The sequence below is a fragment of the Amycolatopsis sp. NPDC051128 genome (assembly GCF_040682715.1).
Lineage (GTDB): Bacteria > Actinomycetota > Actinomycetes > Mycobacteriales > Pseudonocardiaceae > Amycolatopsis.
In genome coordinates this window covers 101412-114537 of record NZ_JBFBBN010000031.1, presented here as the reverse complement: position 1 = coordinate 114537, position 13126 = coordinate 101412, and the positions used below count along the sequence as shown (strand labels likewise).

The window sequence follows — 13126 nt, the reverse complement described above, 5'->3', positions numbered from 1 at the left end:
GGTGCTCCCCCCCGGCCGTGAATGTCGCATTGAGGGACATAGAGTCTCTCAATGCGACATTCACGGCCTTCCGTTGACCGCTTGCGCGGCAGAGGAATCCTTAACCACCCGGCCTTGCGCGAATGACTCATTCGGGACCTGCGAGGTCCCGAATGAGTCATTCGCGGCATCCGGCCCAGGCTCACAAAGCCGACGCCAGCAGCATGTACCCCATTCCGGCCCCCATCACCGTCCGGCACACCGCGCGCGAGGCGTGCCCGGACTCGGCGGTCACCGACGGCCCGCGCACGATGAGCACTCCCGTCCGGGCGGCGTCCACCACGAAATACCCTGCCGCCGCAAGGGCGACCAGCGGCAACGCCAACCGCGAATCCATGGCGGACATCGTCAGCCACGGCCCGTGATCCATCCCGCCGTGGGGCATCGCCGTGACCATGTAGCACATCGCCGCCGCCGAGAGGGCGTGGTGCGCGCAGCCCGGACCGCCCCGCCACCACGCGACCGCGAACCAGCCCGCCGTCAGCACCAGCACCGCCTGCCAGCCGGCCGCCGGGATCGGGCCGCCGACCGGCGAGAGCATCGCCACCATCGCGACCACCAGCAGCAGCTCGGCCAGGTCGCCGTGGCGGACCCCGTGTCCCAGCCGCGCGTAGTCGAGGCGGGCGAGCCGCAGCACGCACGGCAGCGCCAGCGCCGCGAACACCGCGGTGAGCACCCAGTCCACCAGCAGCCTCACTCTCCGTCGTGGATGGTGTCTCCACCGTGACATCCACGACGGCCGCGCACCAGCCGTCAATGAGGTGATGGGTCAGTCACTCGTCAGGATGAGCCCGCTCGTCGGAACGCCGGTACCCGCGGTGACCAGGACCCGGGCCGCGCCGGCGACCTGGTTGACCGCCGTGCCGCGGATCTGGCGGACGCCTTCGGCGATGCCGTTCATGCCGTGGATGTAGGCCTCGCCGAGCTGGCCGCCGTGCGGGTTGAGCGGCAGCGCGCCGTCGAGCTCCAGCGCGCCGCCGGCGATGAAGTCCTTCGCTTCGCCGCGGCCGCAGAAGCCGAGCTCCTCCAGCTGCATCAGGACGTACGGCGTGAAGTGGTCGTACAGCACCGCGACGTCCACATCGGACGGTCCGAGGCCGGACTGGCCCCACAGCTGCCTGCCCACGACACTCATCTCCGGCAGCGCCGCGAGGTCGTCGCGGTAGTAGCTGGTCATCACGTACTGGTCCGGCCCGCTCCCCTGCGCCGCCGCGGCGATCACCGCCGGCGCCTGGGCCAGGTCTCGGGCCCGCGAAAGGCTCGTGACGACGAGCGCGACACCGCCGTCGCTCTCCTGGCAGCAGTCGAGCAGGTGCAGCGGCTCGGCCACCCAGCGGGACGCCTGGTGCTCCTCGAGGGTGATCGGCCGCCCGTGGAACCAGGCGTTCGGGTTGGTCGCCGCGTGCTTGCGGTCGATCACGGCGACGCGCCCGAAGTCCTCGCTCGTGGCGCCGTAGTCGTGCAAATAACGCCGTGCCACCATGGCCACCGTCGCCGCCGGGGTCGCGATCCCCATCGGGTAGTGGAACGCGTTGTCCACACCGGACGAATTGACCTGGCCGGCCGCCGCCGAGGACACCTGGCCGAAGCGGTGCCCGGACCGTTCGTTGAACGCGCGGTAGGCGACGACGACGTCCGCGACGCCGGTGGCGACCGCCATCGCGGCCTGCTGCACGGTCGCCGCCGCAGCACCGCCGCCGTAGTGGACGCGGCTGAAGAACTTCAGTTCGGGGATCCCCAGTTCGCGCGCGAGCGCGATCTCCGCGTTGCCGTCCATCGTGAACGACACCAGACCGTCCACATCGGACGCCGAAAGGCCGGCGTCGACCAGCGCGTGGGACACGCATTCGGCCGCCAGGCGCAGCTCGCTGCGGCCCGAGTCCTTCGAGAACTCCGTCGCGCCGATCCCGGCGATGGCCGCCTTGCCCGAAAGCGTCACGGCAGGGTCACCTCCACGGTCCCGGCGACGTGCTCGCCGAGACTGTCGACGGCCGACACCGCCACGACGACTTCGCGGCCTTCGCGGGACACCACGCGGCCCGTGAACGTCAGGGTTTCGTAGGCGTAGCACGGCACGCCGAGCCGGATCTTGATCGACCGGATCAGCGCCTCGGGTCCGGCCCAGTCCGACACGAACCGCTGCACCAGGCCGGTGTCGGTGAGGATGTTGAGGAAGATGTCCTTCGAGCCGCGCTCGACGGCCGCGTCGCGGTCGTGGTGCACGTCCTGGAAGTCGCGGGTGGCCAGGGCGGTGCTGACGACGAACGTCGGGGTCGCCTCGATCGTCAGCGGCGGCAGCTCGGTTCCGACGTCGACGGTCATCGTGCCACCTTCCACGCCGGCAGCGTCAGTTCGTCGTCGACCCGGACGAAGGCCGCCACCACCGGAAGCCCGATGTGGACCTCCTCCGGTGCGGCGTCCAGCAGTTCGGCCATGACGCGAACCCCTTCTTCCAGCTCGACCAGGGCCACGACGAACGGCAGTTCCTTGCCCGGCACCTTCGGGTGGTGGTGCACGACGTACGAATACACGGTCCCCCGGCCGCTCGCCACGACGTAGTCCGGCTTCGTGTCCAGCGAACCGTCGGGCGGCATCGGCCCCGGCGGGTGCCGCAGCGTGTCACCCCACCGCTGGATGCGCAGCTCGCCCGCCTTCAGGCCCTCCCAGAAGAACTCCGTGTCCCGGCTGATCACCGGCCGCAGCACCGGCGCCGGCGGCGGAGACGGCGGTTTCGGCGCGGGCGGGCGGAACTTCAGGACCCGGAACAGCATCTCCGCCACCGCTTCGGACCCGACGTACCAGGTCATCCGCGTGGTGACGAACCAGCCTTCGCCGAGCGCGGTCTTCTTCGGGCCGACGACGCTCTCGAGCTTCGTCGCCGCGGTGACCTGTTCGCCGTGGCGCAGGTAGCGGTGGTAGGTCTGCTCGGAGTTGGTCGCGACGACGGACGTGAACCCGGCCTCGTCGAGCAGTGCCATCATCAGGCCGAGCGGATCGTCGCTCCCCCGGGGAACGTTCAGGCCGCCCATCGTCCACACCTGGGCCATCGCGGGCGGCGCGACCAGTCCCTTGTGGACGCTCCGGGCCGCGAACTCCGGATCGGTGTAGACCGGGTTGCCGTCCCCGATCGCCTCGACCCAGTTGTTCACCATGGCCTGGTTGACCGGGTCGCGGGCCAGGCGCGGCGCGCACTCCCCGCGGGCGGCGATCTTCTCGGCGGCTTCGACGATGTCCCGGTCGTTCATCGCGGCACCCTCGGCAGGCCCAGGCCGATCGACGCGATCAGCTCCCGCTGGATCTCGCTGACCCCGCCCCCGAACGTCAGCACCACGTTCCGTTTCGCCGAGATGTCCAGCCACTCCGCGAGCTCGGCGGTGTCCGGATCGGCCAGGTCGCCGTGGCAGGCGACGATCTCCTCGAGAGCACGGCCGATCCGCTGGATCGCCTCGGAGCTGAACACCTTGGTCGCCGACGCGTCGGCGACGCCCACCGGCGCGCTCGCCGACGACACCGCGACCTGCCAGTTCAGCAGTTCGTTCACCCGGGTCACCGCCATGGCCTCGGCCAGTACCGCCCGCACGTCCGGCCGGTCCAGCAGGTCGTGCGCGGCCGCCCAGGCGCGCACGCGGTCGTAGAGCCCGCCGATCCGGCCGGCGGGGCCGAGCATGACGCGCTCGTGGTTGAGCTGCGTCGTGATCAGCCGCCAGCCCGCGTTCTCCTGGCCCACCAGGCGGTTCACCGGCACCCGGACGTCCGAGTAGTACGTCGCGTTGACGTGGTGGGCGCCGTCGCAGGTGATGATCGGCGTCCACGAGTAACCGGGGTCGCGCGTGTCCACGATCAGGATCGAGATGCCCTTGTGCTTCGGCGCGTCCGGCGCGGTCCGCACGGCGAGCCAGACGTAGTCGGCGTCGTGCCCGCCGGTGGTGAAGATCTTCTGGCCGTTGACGACGTATTCGTCGCCGTCGCGCACGGCCGTCGTCCGCAGCGAAGCGAGGTCGGTGCCCGCCTCCGGCTCGGTGTACCCGATCGCGAAGTGGATCTCGCCGGCCAGGATCTTGGGCAGGAAGAAGGACTTCTGCTGGTCCGTGCCGAACTCCTGCAGCGTCGGCCCGACCGTCTGCAGCGTCACCGACGGCAGCTGGACGTCGGCGCGCGCGGCCTCGTCGACGAACAAGTGCTGCTCGATCCCGCCGAAGCCCTGCCCGCCGTACTCGACCGGCCAGCCGACGCCGAGCCGGCCGTCGCGGCCCATCCGGCGGACGATCTCGCGGAACACCGGCCCGTGCCGTTCGCGCCGCATCGCGCGCCGCTCCTCCGGGCTGATCAGCCCGGCGAAGTACGCGCGGAGCTCGGCGCGCAGTTCCCGTTGCGCCGCGGTCAGTTCGACGTGCATCCGCTCACCCCGCCACTCGTTCGCCGAGCCTGCCGAGCCGGTGCGCGGCGCCGCCGAGCACCCGGCCGAGATCCTTCGCCGCCGACGAATACCGGTGCAGCGGATAGGTTTCGTCGACGCCGACCCCGCCGTGCAGGTGGTGGCACGTCGCCAGCGCTTCCGGGGCCCGCGAGGCGAGCCAGTAGGCGGCGACGTCCAGCTCGGCGTCCGCGTCGAGCCCGGCGGCCAGCCGCCACACCGCGGACGTCACGGCCAGGTGCACGGTCCGCGCGGCGACGTAGACGTCGGCGATCTGGCCCGCGACCGCCTGGAACGTCGCCAGCGGACGGCCGAACTGGGTCCGCTCGCCGACGTGCTTCACGGTCAGCGCCAGCGCTCCGGCCAGGAGGCCGTCCCCCAGGGCCAGTGCCCCGGCCAGCGCGAACCGGTGCAGCGTCGCGACGGCGCCGTGGCCGGCGAGCAGGCCGGTCTCTTCGACGGCGACGTCCTCGAGCCGCACGGTGCACTCGGGTGTCCCCGCGGAGTTGCGCGTCGGGACCAGGGTGACGCCGTCGGCGTGCGGGTCGACCAGGAACACCGCGGTCCCGTCCGGAGTGGAGACGGGCGTCAGGATCCGGGTGGCTTCGCGGGCGTACGGCACCGCGGTCTTGACGCCGTCGAGCAGCCAATGACCGTCGGCGGCCCGGGCGGTCGCGGCGGGCTGGGCGGGCAGTGGCGCCGACGGCTCGTGCAGGGCCGCGGTGAGGAGTGCCTCCCCGGCCGCGACCGGTGGCAGCAGGTCCGCGCGCTGCGCCGGGCTCCCGAGCGTCTCGACGGGCAGGACGCCCAGGGCCAGCGCGGCGTAGGCCGGCACCGGCGCGGCGGCCCGCCCGGCCTCGGTGAGGACCTGCGCGACCTCGGCGATGCCCAGGCCGTCGCCCTCCAGGTCCGGGGGCAGCGCGAGCGCCAGCAGACCCGACGACGCCAGGGCGCGCCAAGGATCGTCGTCTACCACTCGCTTTGGGGGGTCCGTGGGGGCGAAGCCCCCCGGGCGGGGCTCGGGGGTGGCACCCCCGAAATCACCGAGAACTTTCGCGGCGAGGGCGGCGATCTCGGTCTGCGTATCGTCAAGGGTGAAGTCCACGCCCGTCCTCCGAGTCGGCGCAATACTGAAACCTGTTCTAGTCTTAACCGGAAAAGGCCAGCACGGCAACCCCCGCGGAGGAGTGGATGGCGGCCACCGACCCGCCCGGCCCTGGCCGGCGCCGGTTGATCACCGTGCCGCCGACCGCCGGCGTGCCCGACCCGGTCCCGCTCGAGCTGCCCGGCCGCGGCCGGACCGTGGTCACCGACGCCGGCCCGCGGGACGCGCCCGCGCTCGTCCTCCTGCATTCGGTGGCCTGCACCGGCTTGCTGACCTGGTATCCGGCGCTGGAACGGCTGGCGCGGCACCACCGCGTCGTCGTGTTCGACCAGCGGTGGCACGGCCGGGGCATCCGCTCCCCGGACTTCCGGCTGGCCGACTGCGCCGCCGACGTCACCGCGGTCGCGGACGCGCTCGGCATCGACCGGTTCGCCCTCGCCGGGTACTCGATGGGCGGCCTGGTCGGCCAGCTGGTCGCGCACGCCGAACCAGAACGTGTTACCGGACTGGTGCTGTGCTCGACCGCCGGCCACTTCGGCCGCGGGCTGCGCCAGCGCGTCGCCCTCGACGTCTTCGGCCGGACGCTGCGGCGGCTGAGTGAGCGCGCGCGGCCGCCCGTCGCGCCCGCGGCCCCGAGCCGGCGCGTCGAGGACCACCGGTGGGGGCTGCGCGAGTTCCGGTCGACCACGCCGTGGGAGATCGCGGTCGCCGTCGACGAGATCGGCCGGTTCGACTCCCGGCCGTGGCTGCACACCCTCCGGCTGCCGGCCGCGGTCGTCGTGACCACCCGGGACCGGTTCATCGCCCCCGGCCACCAGCGATCCCTCGCCCAGCGGATCCCGGGCGCGGCGACCTACGAGGTCGCGGCCGGGCACGCGGCGTGCGTGCTCGCCGCCGACCGGTGGGTGCCCGCCCTGCTCGCCGCCGTCGCGTCGGTGCGCGCCCGCTAAGCGGCGGGCGCCGCCTTCAGCAGCTCGGCGAGGGCTTCCGGGAGCGCGTCGGCGAGCGGCCACAGGTCCTTGACCAGCTCCCGCGCGCCGAGCAGGCCGACGTGCACCTTGCCCGCGTTGGACAGCACCGTGACGTTCAGCCCGGCGCCGTGGAAGACCGGGCCGAGCGGGTAGAAGCCGGTGACCCGCGCGCCGAGCAGGTACAGCGGCATCGGCGGGCCGGGCACGTTGGAGACGACCAGGTTGTGCACCACCGGGTGCTTCTCCGCCAGACGCAGCGCCGAGTACGCGCGCACCGCGAGGCCGAACGCCGTCGCGGCGGAGAACTGCGCCCAGTCCTGCAGCATGTCGGCGTGGATGTCGTAGTGGTGGTCCTTCGACAGCCGGTTGGCCTCGGCAAGGAAGAACACCCGCGCGGCCGGGTCGGCCAGGTGCGTCGGCAGGGACGCGAAGAACGCCGAGACCTTGTTGCCGCCGTGCTCGCGTTCGGTCCGGTCGCGCACCGAGACCGGGACGGTCGCCACCAGCGGGTCCGCGGGCAGTTCTCCCCGCGCGGCCAGGAAGTCCCGCAGCGCGCCGGCGACGAGCGCGAGCACGACGTCGTTCACCGTGACCCCGAAGGCGTTCTTGACGTCCTTGATCTCGTCGAGGCCGAGCTGGGCGAACGCGACGCTGCGGTGCCCGGTGATCGTGCCGTTCAGCGACGTCCTCGGCGCGGTGAACGGGACCGGCATCCCCTTGCCGCGCACGGCCTTCCCCAGCCAGCGCGGGACGAGCTCCAGCAGGTCCGGCAGCAGCCGCGCGACTTCGGCGGGACGTTTCACGAAGCTCTCGACGCCGGAGCGGAGCAGGTTCAGCGGCGACGGGATCGCGGAGTTGCGGGGCTCCTCGACCTGCGGCATCGGCGCGTCCGGCGCCAGGCCGGCCAGGTAGGTGATCAGGCTGGCGCCGCTCACGCCGTCGACGCTCGCGTGGTGCATCTTCAGCAGCACGGCGATCTGGCCGTCGGCCAGGCCTTCGATGACGTAGAGCTGCCACAGCGGGTGCGCGCGGTCGAGCTGCTGCCCGGCGATGTGCGCGCACAGCTCGGCCAGCTCGGCGCGGTCGCCGGGAGCCGGCACGCCGATGCGGTGCACGTGGTGATCGAGGTCGAAGTCCTCGTCCTCGATCCACACCGGATGACCGAGGTTCCAGAGTGGATTGTGCAGTTTGCGGCGGAACGCCGGGATCACCCGGACCCGTTCGTCGAGCCGCTGCTTGAGCTTGGCGAAGGTGTAGCCGCCGGGAACGGTGGAGCCGTCGAGGGTGAGCAGCCCGCAGACGTGCAGAACCTGGGACGACGTCTCGAGGTAGAGGAAGCTCGCGTCGAGGCCGCTCAGTCTCTGCATGGCGCCAGCCTAAACACTTCCGGCGGGCGGCACGTCACCCTACTCGCCGGTATCATCACGCTGGTGCAGCCGAATTTCCTGATCCGTCGCGCGGTCCAGCTCGGCCTCACCGCGAACGCGCTCCGCCCCTCGCGGGCCCGGTCCACGACGATCCCGGTGTTCTTCGCCGGGTGGCTGACCGGGGAGCTCGCGCCCCAGTTCCTCGCCCTCACCGTCGCCGACACGGCCGTGCACCTGGCGCGCCACGGTGTCCGCGACCGGTCCACGAAGGCGGGCCTCACGCTGGCCGCCGCGTCCGCCGCCGGGCTCGGCGCGCTGATCCGGACCGGGCACGGCGCCCGCGACGAGATCGAAAAGGCGCTGACCGAAGCCCTCGGCGACGACTACGCGTCGGAGCTGGGCCGCTCTGACCTCGGGCTGCCGTGGGGCGAACTCGCGCTGCCGTTCCGGATGGGCGCGCCGGACGTCCGGGTCGACCGGAACATCGCCTACGCCCCGGGCGGCAAGCGGTTCCTCCTGGATGTGTACCGGCCCCTGGAGCCGGTTTCCGGCGCCCCGGTGCTGTTGCAGGTGCACGGTGGCGCGTGGGTGATCGGCAACAAGGAGGAGCAGGGCCGGCCGCTGATGCGCTACCTGGCCCGGCGCGGCTGGGTGTGCGTCGCGATCAACTACCCGCTCTCCCCCACCCACCGCTGGCCCGCGCACATCGTAGCGGCGAAGCGGTCGCTGGCGTGGATCCGCTCGCAGATCGCTTCGTACGGCGGCGATCCCCGGTTCGTCGCGGTGACCGGCGGCTCGGCGGGCGGGCACCTGTCGGCGCTGCTGGCCCTTTCGCAGAACGACCCGGCGCTGCAGCCGGACTTCGAGGACGCCGACACGAGCGTGCAGGCGTGCGTGCCGCACTACGGCGTCTACGACTTCGCGGCGACCAGCGGCTCGAAGGCCAGCAAGGACCGGCTGGAGAGCCTGATCGCGCGCCGGGTGTTCGCCGCCGACCGCGACCCGGTCGACCACCTCGACGACTACGTCGCGGCCTCCCCGCTGGACCGGATCAGTTCGGACGCGCCCCCGTTCTTCGTGATCCACGGCCGCGACGACTCGCTCGTGCCGGTGCGCGAAGCCCGCGAGTTCGTCCGGCGGCTGCGGGAGAAGTCCCAGCATCCCGTGGCGTACGCGGAGCTGGCCGGCGCGCAGCACGCGTTCGACGTGTTCACGTCCGTGCGGAGCGCGCACGTGGTGCGCGGGGTGGCGCGGTTCCTCGACCACACGTACAACGCCTGGAAGGCCGAAACCCGGTAGGTGTCACGGTTCGTTCGTCAATAGGCGAGGTCCACCGGGCTCGTGGACGGCGGCCCGTCGAGGCGCCACTCCGTGCCGGAGCGCACGAAGCGGTACCAGCGGGCGTCGCGGCCGTAGCGCAGCTGCAGTTCGCCCTGCGTCAGGCGGTTGCGCCAGATTCGGGGCGTCCCGGGGATGGCCGCGTCGGCCAGGACCGCCTGCGCCTCGGCGAGCGGGCCGGGGCCCGGCTGCCAGGTGTCGCGCACCGCCGCGAGGCCGCCGCGACCGGCTTCGCGCCAGGCCGCCGCCCAGCGGCTCAGGTCACGCGGGGGTATCCCGGCCGCCGTGGCGAGGGCGGTGACCTCCGGGCCGGAGCGGCCTGCCGCACGTCGCGCGAGGTCCTCCTCGAAAGTCAGCTCCGCGGCCGCGGCCCCGCCGACCAGCAGGTCGCGCGCCAGTGACGCGGCATCCGCGGCGAGCCCGGACAATGCCGCCGCCGTCCAGCCGGTGCTCGACGGCGGGTCGAGGTCCAGAACGGCCGGTGGCCCGGCGGCCCGCGGCGGCGGGGGCAGGACCGGGATCGCGCCCGGCCGCCGCGCGTAGGCGGCGCGCGGCGTCAATCCTTCGTCCACCGGCTTCGGCAGTGTCGGTTTCTCCCCGCGCGCCGGCGCCCGGCGGGCCCGCAGCTCGGTCAGCACGTCCCCACGCGGGCGCCCACGCAACAGGAACAGCGTGAACGGGTCGCGGTCCACCTCGTCGGCGACCAGGTAGTACACCGCGGCGACGTGCTTGCACGGGTTCGCCGAGTCCGGGCACGAGCACCGCGGCCGCAGGTCACCCGGCCCCGGCAGCAGGTCGGCGCCCGCCTCGCGGGCCTGCTCGGCGAGCGCGCCCGGCAGCTCGCCGTCGAGCAACGCCGCCGCGTGCCCGAGCTGCGTGCCGACCACGCCCAGCAGCGTGTCCCACTCGCCGCCGGTGAAGGTGCGCATGGTGATCGTCACCTTGTACGGCTGCGGACGGCTGCCGCGCACCCGGGCGCGCACCGCCCCGGCGCCGACGTGCAGCTCGCTGACCGTGCCCTTGCGCGCGTACGTCCGCCCGCGAGGCAGCCGATTCGGGTCGAGCTTCGCGCGCTGCTCCAGCGCGTCGACCCAGGCGCGGCCCCACCAGGTCGTGCCGAAGTTCCGCCGGGGTGGCATCATCCGCCCCCGAGCCGGACCAGGTCGGCGAGCGCGTCGTCGGACAGTTCGGTGATCCAGTCCTCCCCCGCGCCGACGATCGACTCGGCGAGCCCGCGCTTCTTCTCGAGCACCTGCGCGATCCGCTCCTCCAGCGTGCCCTCGGCGATCAGCCGGTGCACCTGGACGGGCCGGTCCTGGCCGATCCGGTACGCGCGGTCGGTGGCCTGGTCCTCCACCGCGGGGTTCCACCAGCGGTCGTAGTGGATCACGTGGGTCGCGCGCGTCAGGTTGAGCCCGACCCCGCCCGCCTTGAGCGACAGCAGGAACACCGGGATCTCGCCGGCCTGGAACCGGTCGACCATGTCCTGGCGCTTCGACGGCGAGCTGTCCCCGGAGAGCAGTTCGGTGGGCAGCCCGCGTTCGGTCAGCCGTCGTTCGAGCAGCCGGCAGAGCTGGACGTATTGGCTGAACACGAGCACGCTCTCGCCCTCGTCGAGGATGACGTCGAGGAGTTCCTCGAAGGCGGCGAGCTTGCCGGAGCGGCCGGTGAGCGCGCCGTGCGGTTCCTTGAGGAACTGCGCCGGGTGGTTGCAGATCTGCTTGAGCTCGGTGAGCAGCTGCAGCACCTGCCCGCGCCGCTTGATCCCCTGCGTCTCGCGGATCTCGGCCAGGTTCTCCCGCACCACCGCCTCGTACAGGGTGGTCTGCTCGCCGGTCAGCGGGACGAACCGATCGGTCTCGGTCTTGGGCGGCAGCTCCGGGGCGATGTCCGGGTCGGACTTGCGGCGCCGCAGCAGGAACGGCCGGACGGTGGCGGCCAGCCGCTCGGTCACCACCTTGTCGCGGTCACGCTCGATGGGCCGCGCCACCGTGCGGCGGAAGCGGTCGAGCGGGCCGAGCAGGCCGGGCGTCGTCCAGTCCACAATGGACCACAGTTCGGTGAGCCGGTTCTCCACCGGGGTGCCGGTGAGGGCGACTTTCGCTTGCGCGGGGATCTTGCGCAGTTCTTTCGCGGTGGCCGACAACGGGTTCTTCACGTGCTGCGCCTCGTCCGCGGCGATCAGCCCCCAGTCCACGTCGGACAGCGTCTCGCGGTCGCGGCGCAGGACGCCGTAGGTGGCGAGGACGACCTCGTCGGGTGCCAGGTCGTCGAGGTGGCGGCCGCCGCCGTGGAACCGGCGGACCGGGATGCCGGGAGCGAAGCGGGCGAACTCGCGCTCCCAGTTGCCCAGCAGCGAGGTCGGGCACAGGACGAGTGTCGGGCCCGCCGCGAACGTCCGGCGGTGCAGGTGGAGGGCGATCAGCTGGATGGTCTTGCCCAGGCCCATGTCGTCGGCCAGGCAGGCGCCCAGCCCCAGCCCGGTCATCGTGGCCAGCCAAGCCAGCCCCGCCCGCTGGTAGGGCCGCAGCGTCGCGTGCAGGCCCGGCGGCGTGGCCACCTCGGCGGCGGCGCGGTCGCGGATCCGCTCGGCCAGCCCACCCAGCACCGGCGGCGCCGCGAACTCGACGCGTTCGCCGTCCAGTTCCAGTTCGCCGGTGAGCGCGGCGGCCAGCGCCTCGCCCGCGTCGAGCGTGCGGGTGCGGCCCCGCACCCGGGCGAGCAGCCGCGGGTCGACGCGCACCCACTGGCCGCGCAGCCGGACCAGCGGGCGTTTCGCCTCGGCGAGCGCGGCGACCTCCGCCTCCGTCAGCTGCTCGCCGCCCAGGCTGAGCTGCCAGCGGAACTCGAGGAGGCTCTTCAGCGCGAACTCCGCCTCCGTGACGCTCGCCGGGGCCTGCGTGGCGCTCGCCCTCGCCTTCACCTCGCCGCCGAACAGCCCCTTCGCCCAGAGCACCTCGATGCCGGCGCCGCCGAGCTCGCGGCTGCCGTCGGTGAGCAGGTCGACGACCTCGTCGTCCGACAGCGGCAGCTCCGCGGGCGCCGGCTCGGCCAGCACCCGGCTCAGCGGCGGCCAGGCCCGCGCACCGCGGCGCAAGCCGAGCAGCAGCTGCGTCTCCACCTGGTCGCCGAGCCGGTTCAGCACCGCGTCCGGCGCGTCCCACAGCGTGGCCGCCTCCACCACGAGGCTGGGCTCGGCGATGCTGCGCACCGCCAGCACCCCGGCGAACGCGTCGTCGGCCCGGCCCTCGACCCGAAGGAGCACTTGCACACCCCGGGGTTCCCTGGCCTCCAGCTCGGCCAGCCAGGCGGCGGCGTCGGGGCCGAGCAGCGCCGGTTCGCGCGCCGCGAACGCGGGATCACCGGCCCCGACCGGCGCCGCCGGGCTGCGCACCAGCAGGTCGGCGGTCGCGTCCCAGAGCGCGCGCACCAGGGAGTCCGGCGAGTGCAGGCGGATGCGTTTCAGCCCTGTCAGCGGCAGCGCGTAGGCCTCCGGCGGCAGGGCGCCGGCCAGGCCACGCAGCAGCTCCTCGTCGGCGGCGTCGAGCGGGCCGATCCGCCAGGCCGCCGCCCCGGACGGCGAGGCGGCGGGCCGCAACCGCCCCCGCGCGACGAGGTTCACGCCGGCGTTGACGGCGGCCGACCACGCCGCGACGGCCGGGCTGGCCTCCTCCCCCACCGCGAGCAGGCGCGGCAGCGCGCGTTCCAGCGGGACGAGCTCCGCGTCGACCTTCGTCCGCGCGAACTTCGCCCCCCGGGGCAGGACGAGCTCGATCGTGGTCCCGCCGGCGACGTCGTCGCCCCACAGGGCCAGCACGCCGTCCCGCGGGGGATCCGCGGGAAGGTAGGTGGCCTGGGTGTCTGCGCTGAACTCCACGACCGCAACGCTAGA

The 13126-nt window shown here is 73.2% G+C and carries 11 protein-coding genes; 2 read left to right on the top strand and 9 right to left on the bottom strand.

Annotation, left to right across the window (positions count from 1 at the left end; all coding sequences use genetic code 11):
* Positions 1-181: 181 nt before the first annotated feature.
* The 6 genes from AB0M82_RS28265 to AB0M82_RS28240 all read right to left on the bottom strand — a co-directional run bounded on the left by AB0M82_RS28265 (position 182) and on the right by AB0M82_RS28240 (position 5558).
* Entirely contained in the window at positions 182-730 is a 549-nt protein-coding gene (locus AB0M82_RS28265) for a DUF5134 domain-containing protein (RefSeq protein WP_364727896.1), read from the bottom strand.
* 78 nt (positions 731-808) lie between these two features.
* On the bottom strand, positions 809-1978 hold the full coding sequence (locus AB0M82_RS28260; protein ID WP_364727889.1) for a lipid-transfer protein: 1170 nt from the start codon (positions 1976-1978) through the stop codon (positions 809-811).
* Positions 1975-2361 (bottom strand): MaoC family dehydratase, encoded by a 387-nt coding sequence (locus tag AB0M82_RS28255; protein ID WP_364727886.1) that lies wholly within the window; start codon positions 2359-2361, stop codon positions 1975-1977. The genes AB0M82_RS28260 and AB0M82_RS28255 overlap by 4 nt, the downstream gene beginning before the upstream one ends.
* Positions 2358-3284, bottom strand: a complete 927-nt coding sequence (locus AB0M82_RS28250) for an OB-fold domain-containing protein (RefSeq protein WP_364727883.1) — start codon at positions 3282-3284, stop codon at positions 2358-2360. Before AB0M82_RS28250 ends, AB0M82_RS28255 begins: the two co-directional genes overlap by 4 nt.
* Positions 3281-4435, bottom strand: coding sequence for an acyl-CoA dehydrogenase family protein (locus AB0M82_RS28245; RefSeq protein ID WP_364727881.1), 1155 nt, complete (start codon positions 4433-4435; stop codon positions 3281-3283). Before AB0M82_RS28245 ends, AB0M82_RS28250 begins: the two co-directional genes overlap by 4 nt.
* A 4-nt stretch (positions 4436-4439) precedes the next feature.
* Complete coding sequence (locus tag AB0M82_RS28240) at positions 4440-5558, bottom strand: acyl-CoA dehydrogenase family protein (RefSeq protein ID WP_364727878.1); 1119 nt, start codon at positions 5556-5558, stop codon at positions 4440-4442.
* Between the two features lie 86 nt (positions 5559-5644).
* On the opposite strand from AB0M82_RS28240, the gene AB0M82_RS28235 reads away from it, so the two are divergent.
* Complete coding sequence (locus AB0M82_RS28235) at positions 5645-6508, top strand: alpha/beta fold hydrolase (protein WP_364727876.1); 864 nt, start codon at positions 5645-5647, stop codon at positions 6506-6508.
* Here the strand turns inward: AB0M82_RS28235 and AB0M82_RS28230 are convergent.
* The gene (locus tag AB0M82_RS28230; RefSeq protein ID WP_364727873.1) at positions 6505-7896 is read right to left on the bottom strand and encodes a wax ester/triacylglycerol synthase family O-acyltransferase; all 1392 of its coding nucleotides are present in this window, start codon (positions 7894-7896) and stop codon (positions 6505-6507) included. The two genes, AB0M82_RS28235 and AB0M82_RS28230, sit on opposite strands and share 4 nt — an antisense overlap.
* Before the next feature lie 63 nt (positions 7897-7959).
* On the opposite strand from AB0M82_RS28230, the gene AB0M82_RS28225 reads away from it, so the two are divergent.
* A complete protein-coding gene (locus tag AB0M82_RS28225; protein WP_364727871.1) occupies positions 7960-9195 on the top strand; it encodes an alpha/beta hydrolase in 1236 nt (411 codons plus the stop codon).
* Between the two features lie 17 nt (positions 9196-9212).
* Here the strand turns inward: AB0M82_RS28225 and AB0M82_RS28220 are convergent, their stop codons facing one another.
* Positions 9213-10373 (bottom strand): SWIM zinc finger family protein, encoded by a 1161-nt coding sequence (locus AB0M82_RS28220; protein WP_364727868.1) that lies wholly within the window; start codon positions 10371-10373, stop codon positions 9213-9215.
* Positions 10373-13111, bottom strand: coding sequence for a DEAD/DEAH box helicase (locus AB0M82_RS28215; RefSeq protein ID WP_364727865.1), 2739 nt, complete (start codon positions 13109-13111; stop codon positions 10373-10375). The genes AB0M82_RS28220 and AB0M82_RS28215 overlap by 1 nt, the downstream gene beginning before the upstream one ends.
* Positions 13112-13126 lie beyond the last annotated feature (15 nt).

Coding starts and splice junctions, on each gene's coding strand:
- AB0M82_RS28255 (WP_364727886.1), bottom strand. CDS start 2,361: ATGACCGTCGACGTCGGAACCGAGCTGCCGCCGCTGACGATCGAGGCG.
- AB0M82_RS28250 (WP_364727883.1), bottom strand. CDS start 3,284: ATGAACGACCGGGACATCGTCGAAGCCGCCGAGAAGATCGCCGCCCGC.
- AB0M82_RS28245 (WP_364727881.1), bottom strand. CDS start 4,435: ATGCACGTCGAACTGACCGCGGCGCAACGGGAACTGCGCGCCGAGCTC.
- AB0M82_RS28235 (WP_364727876.1), top strand. CDS start 5,645: ATGGCGGCCACCGACCCGCCCGGCCCTGGCCGGCGCCGGTTGATCACC.
- AB0M82_RS28230 (WP_364727873.1), bottom strand. CDS start 7,896: ATGCAGAGACTGAGCGGCCTCGACGCGAGCTTCCTCTACCTCGAGACG.
- AB0M82_RS28220 (WP_364727868.1), bottom strand. CDS start 10,373: ATGCCACCCCGGCGGAACTTCGGCACGACCTGGTGGGGCCGCGCCTGG.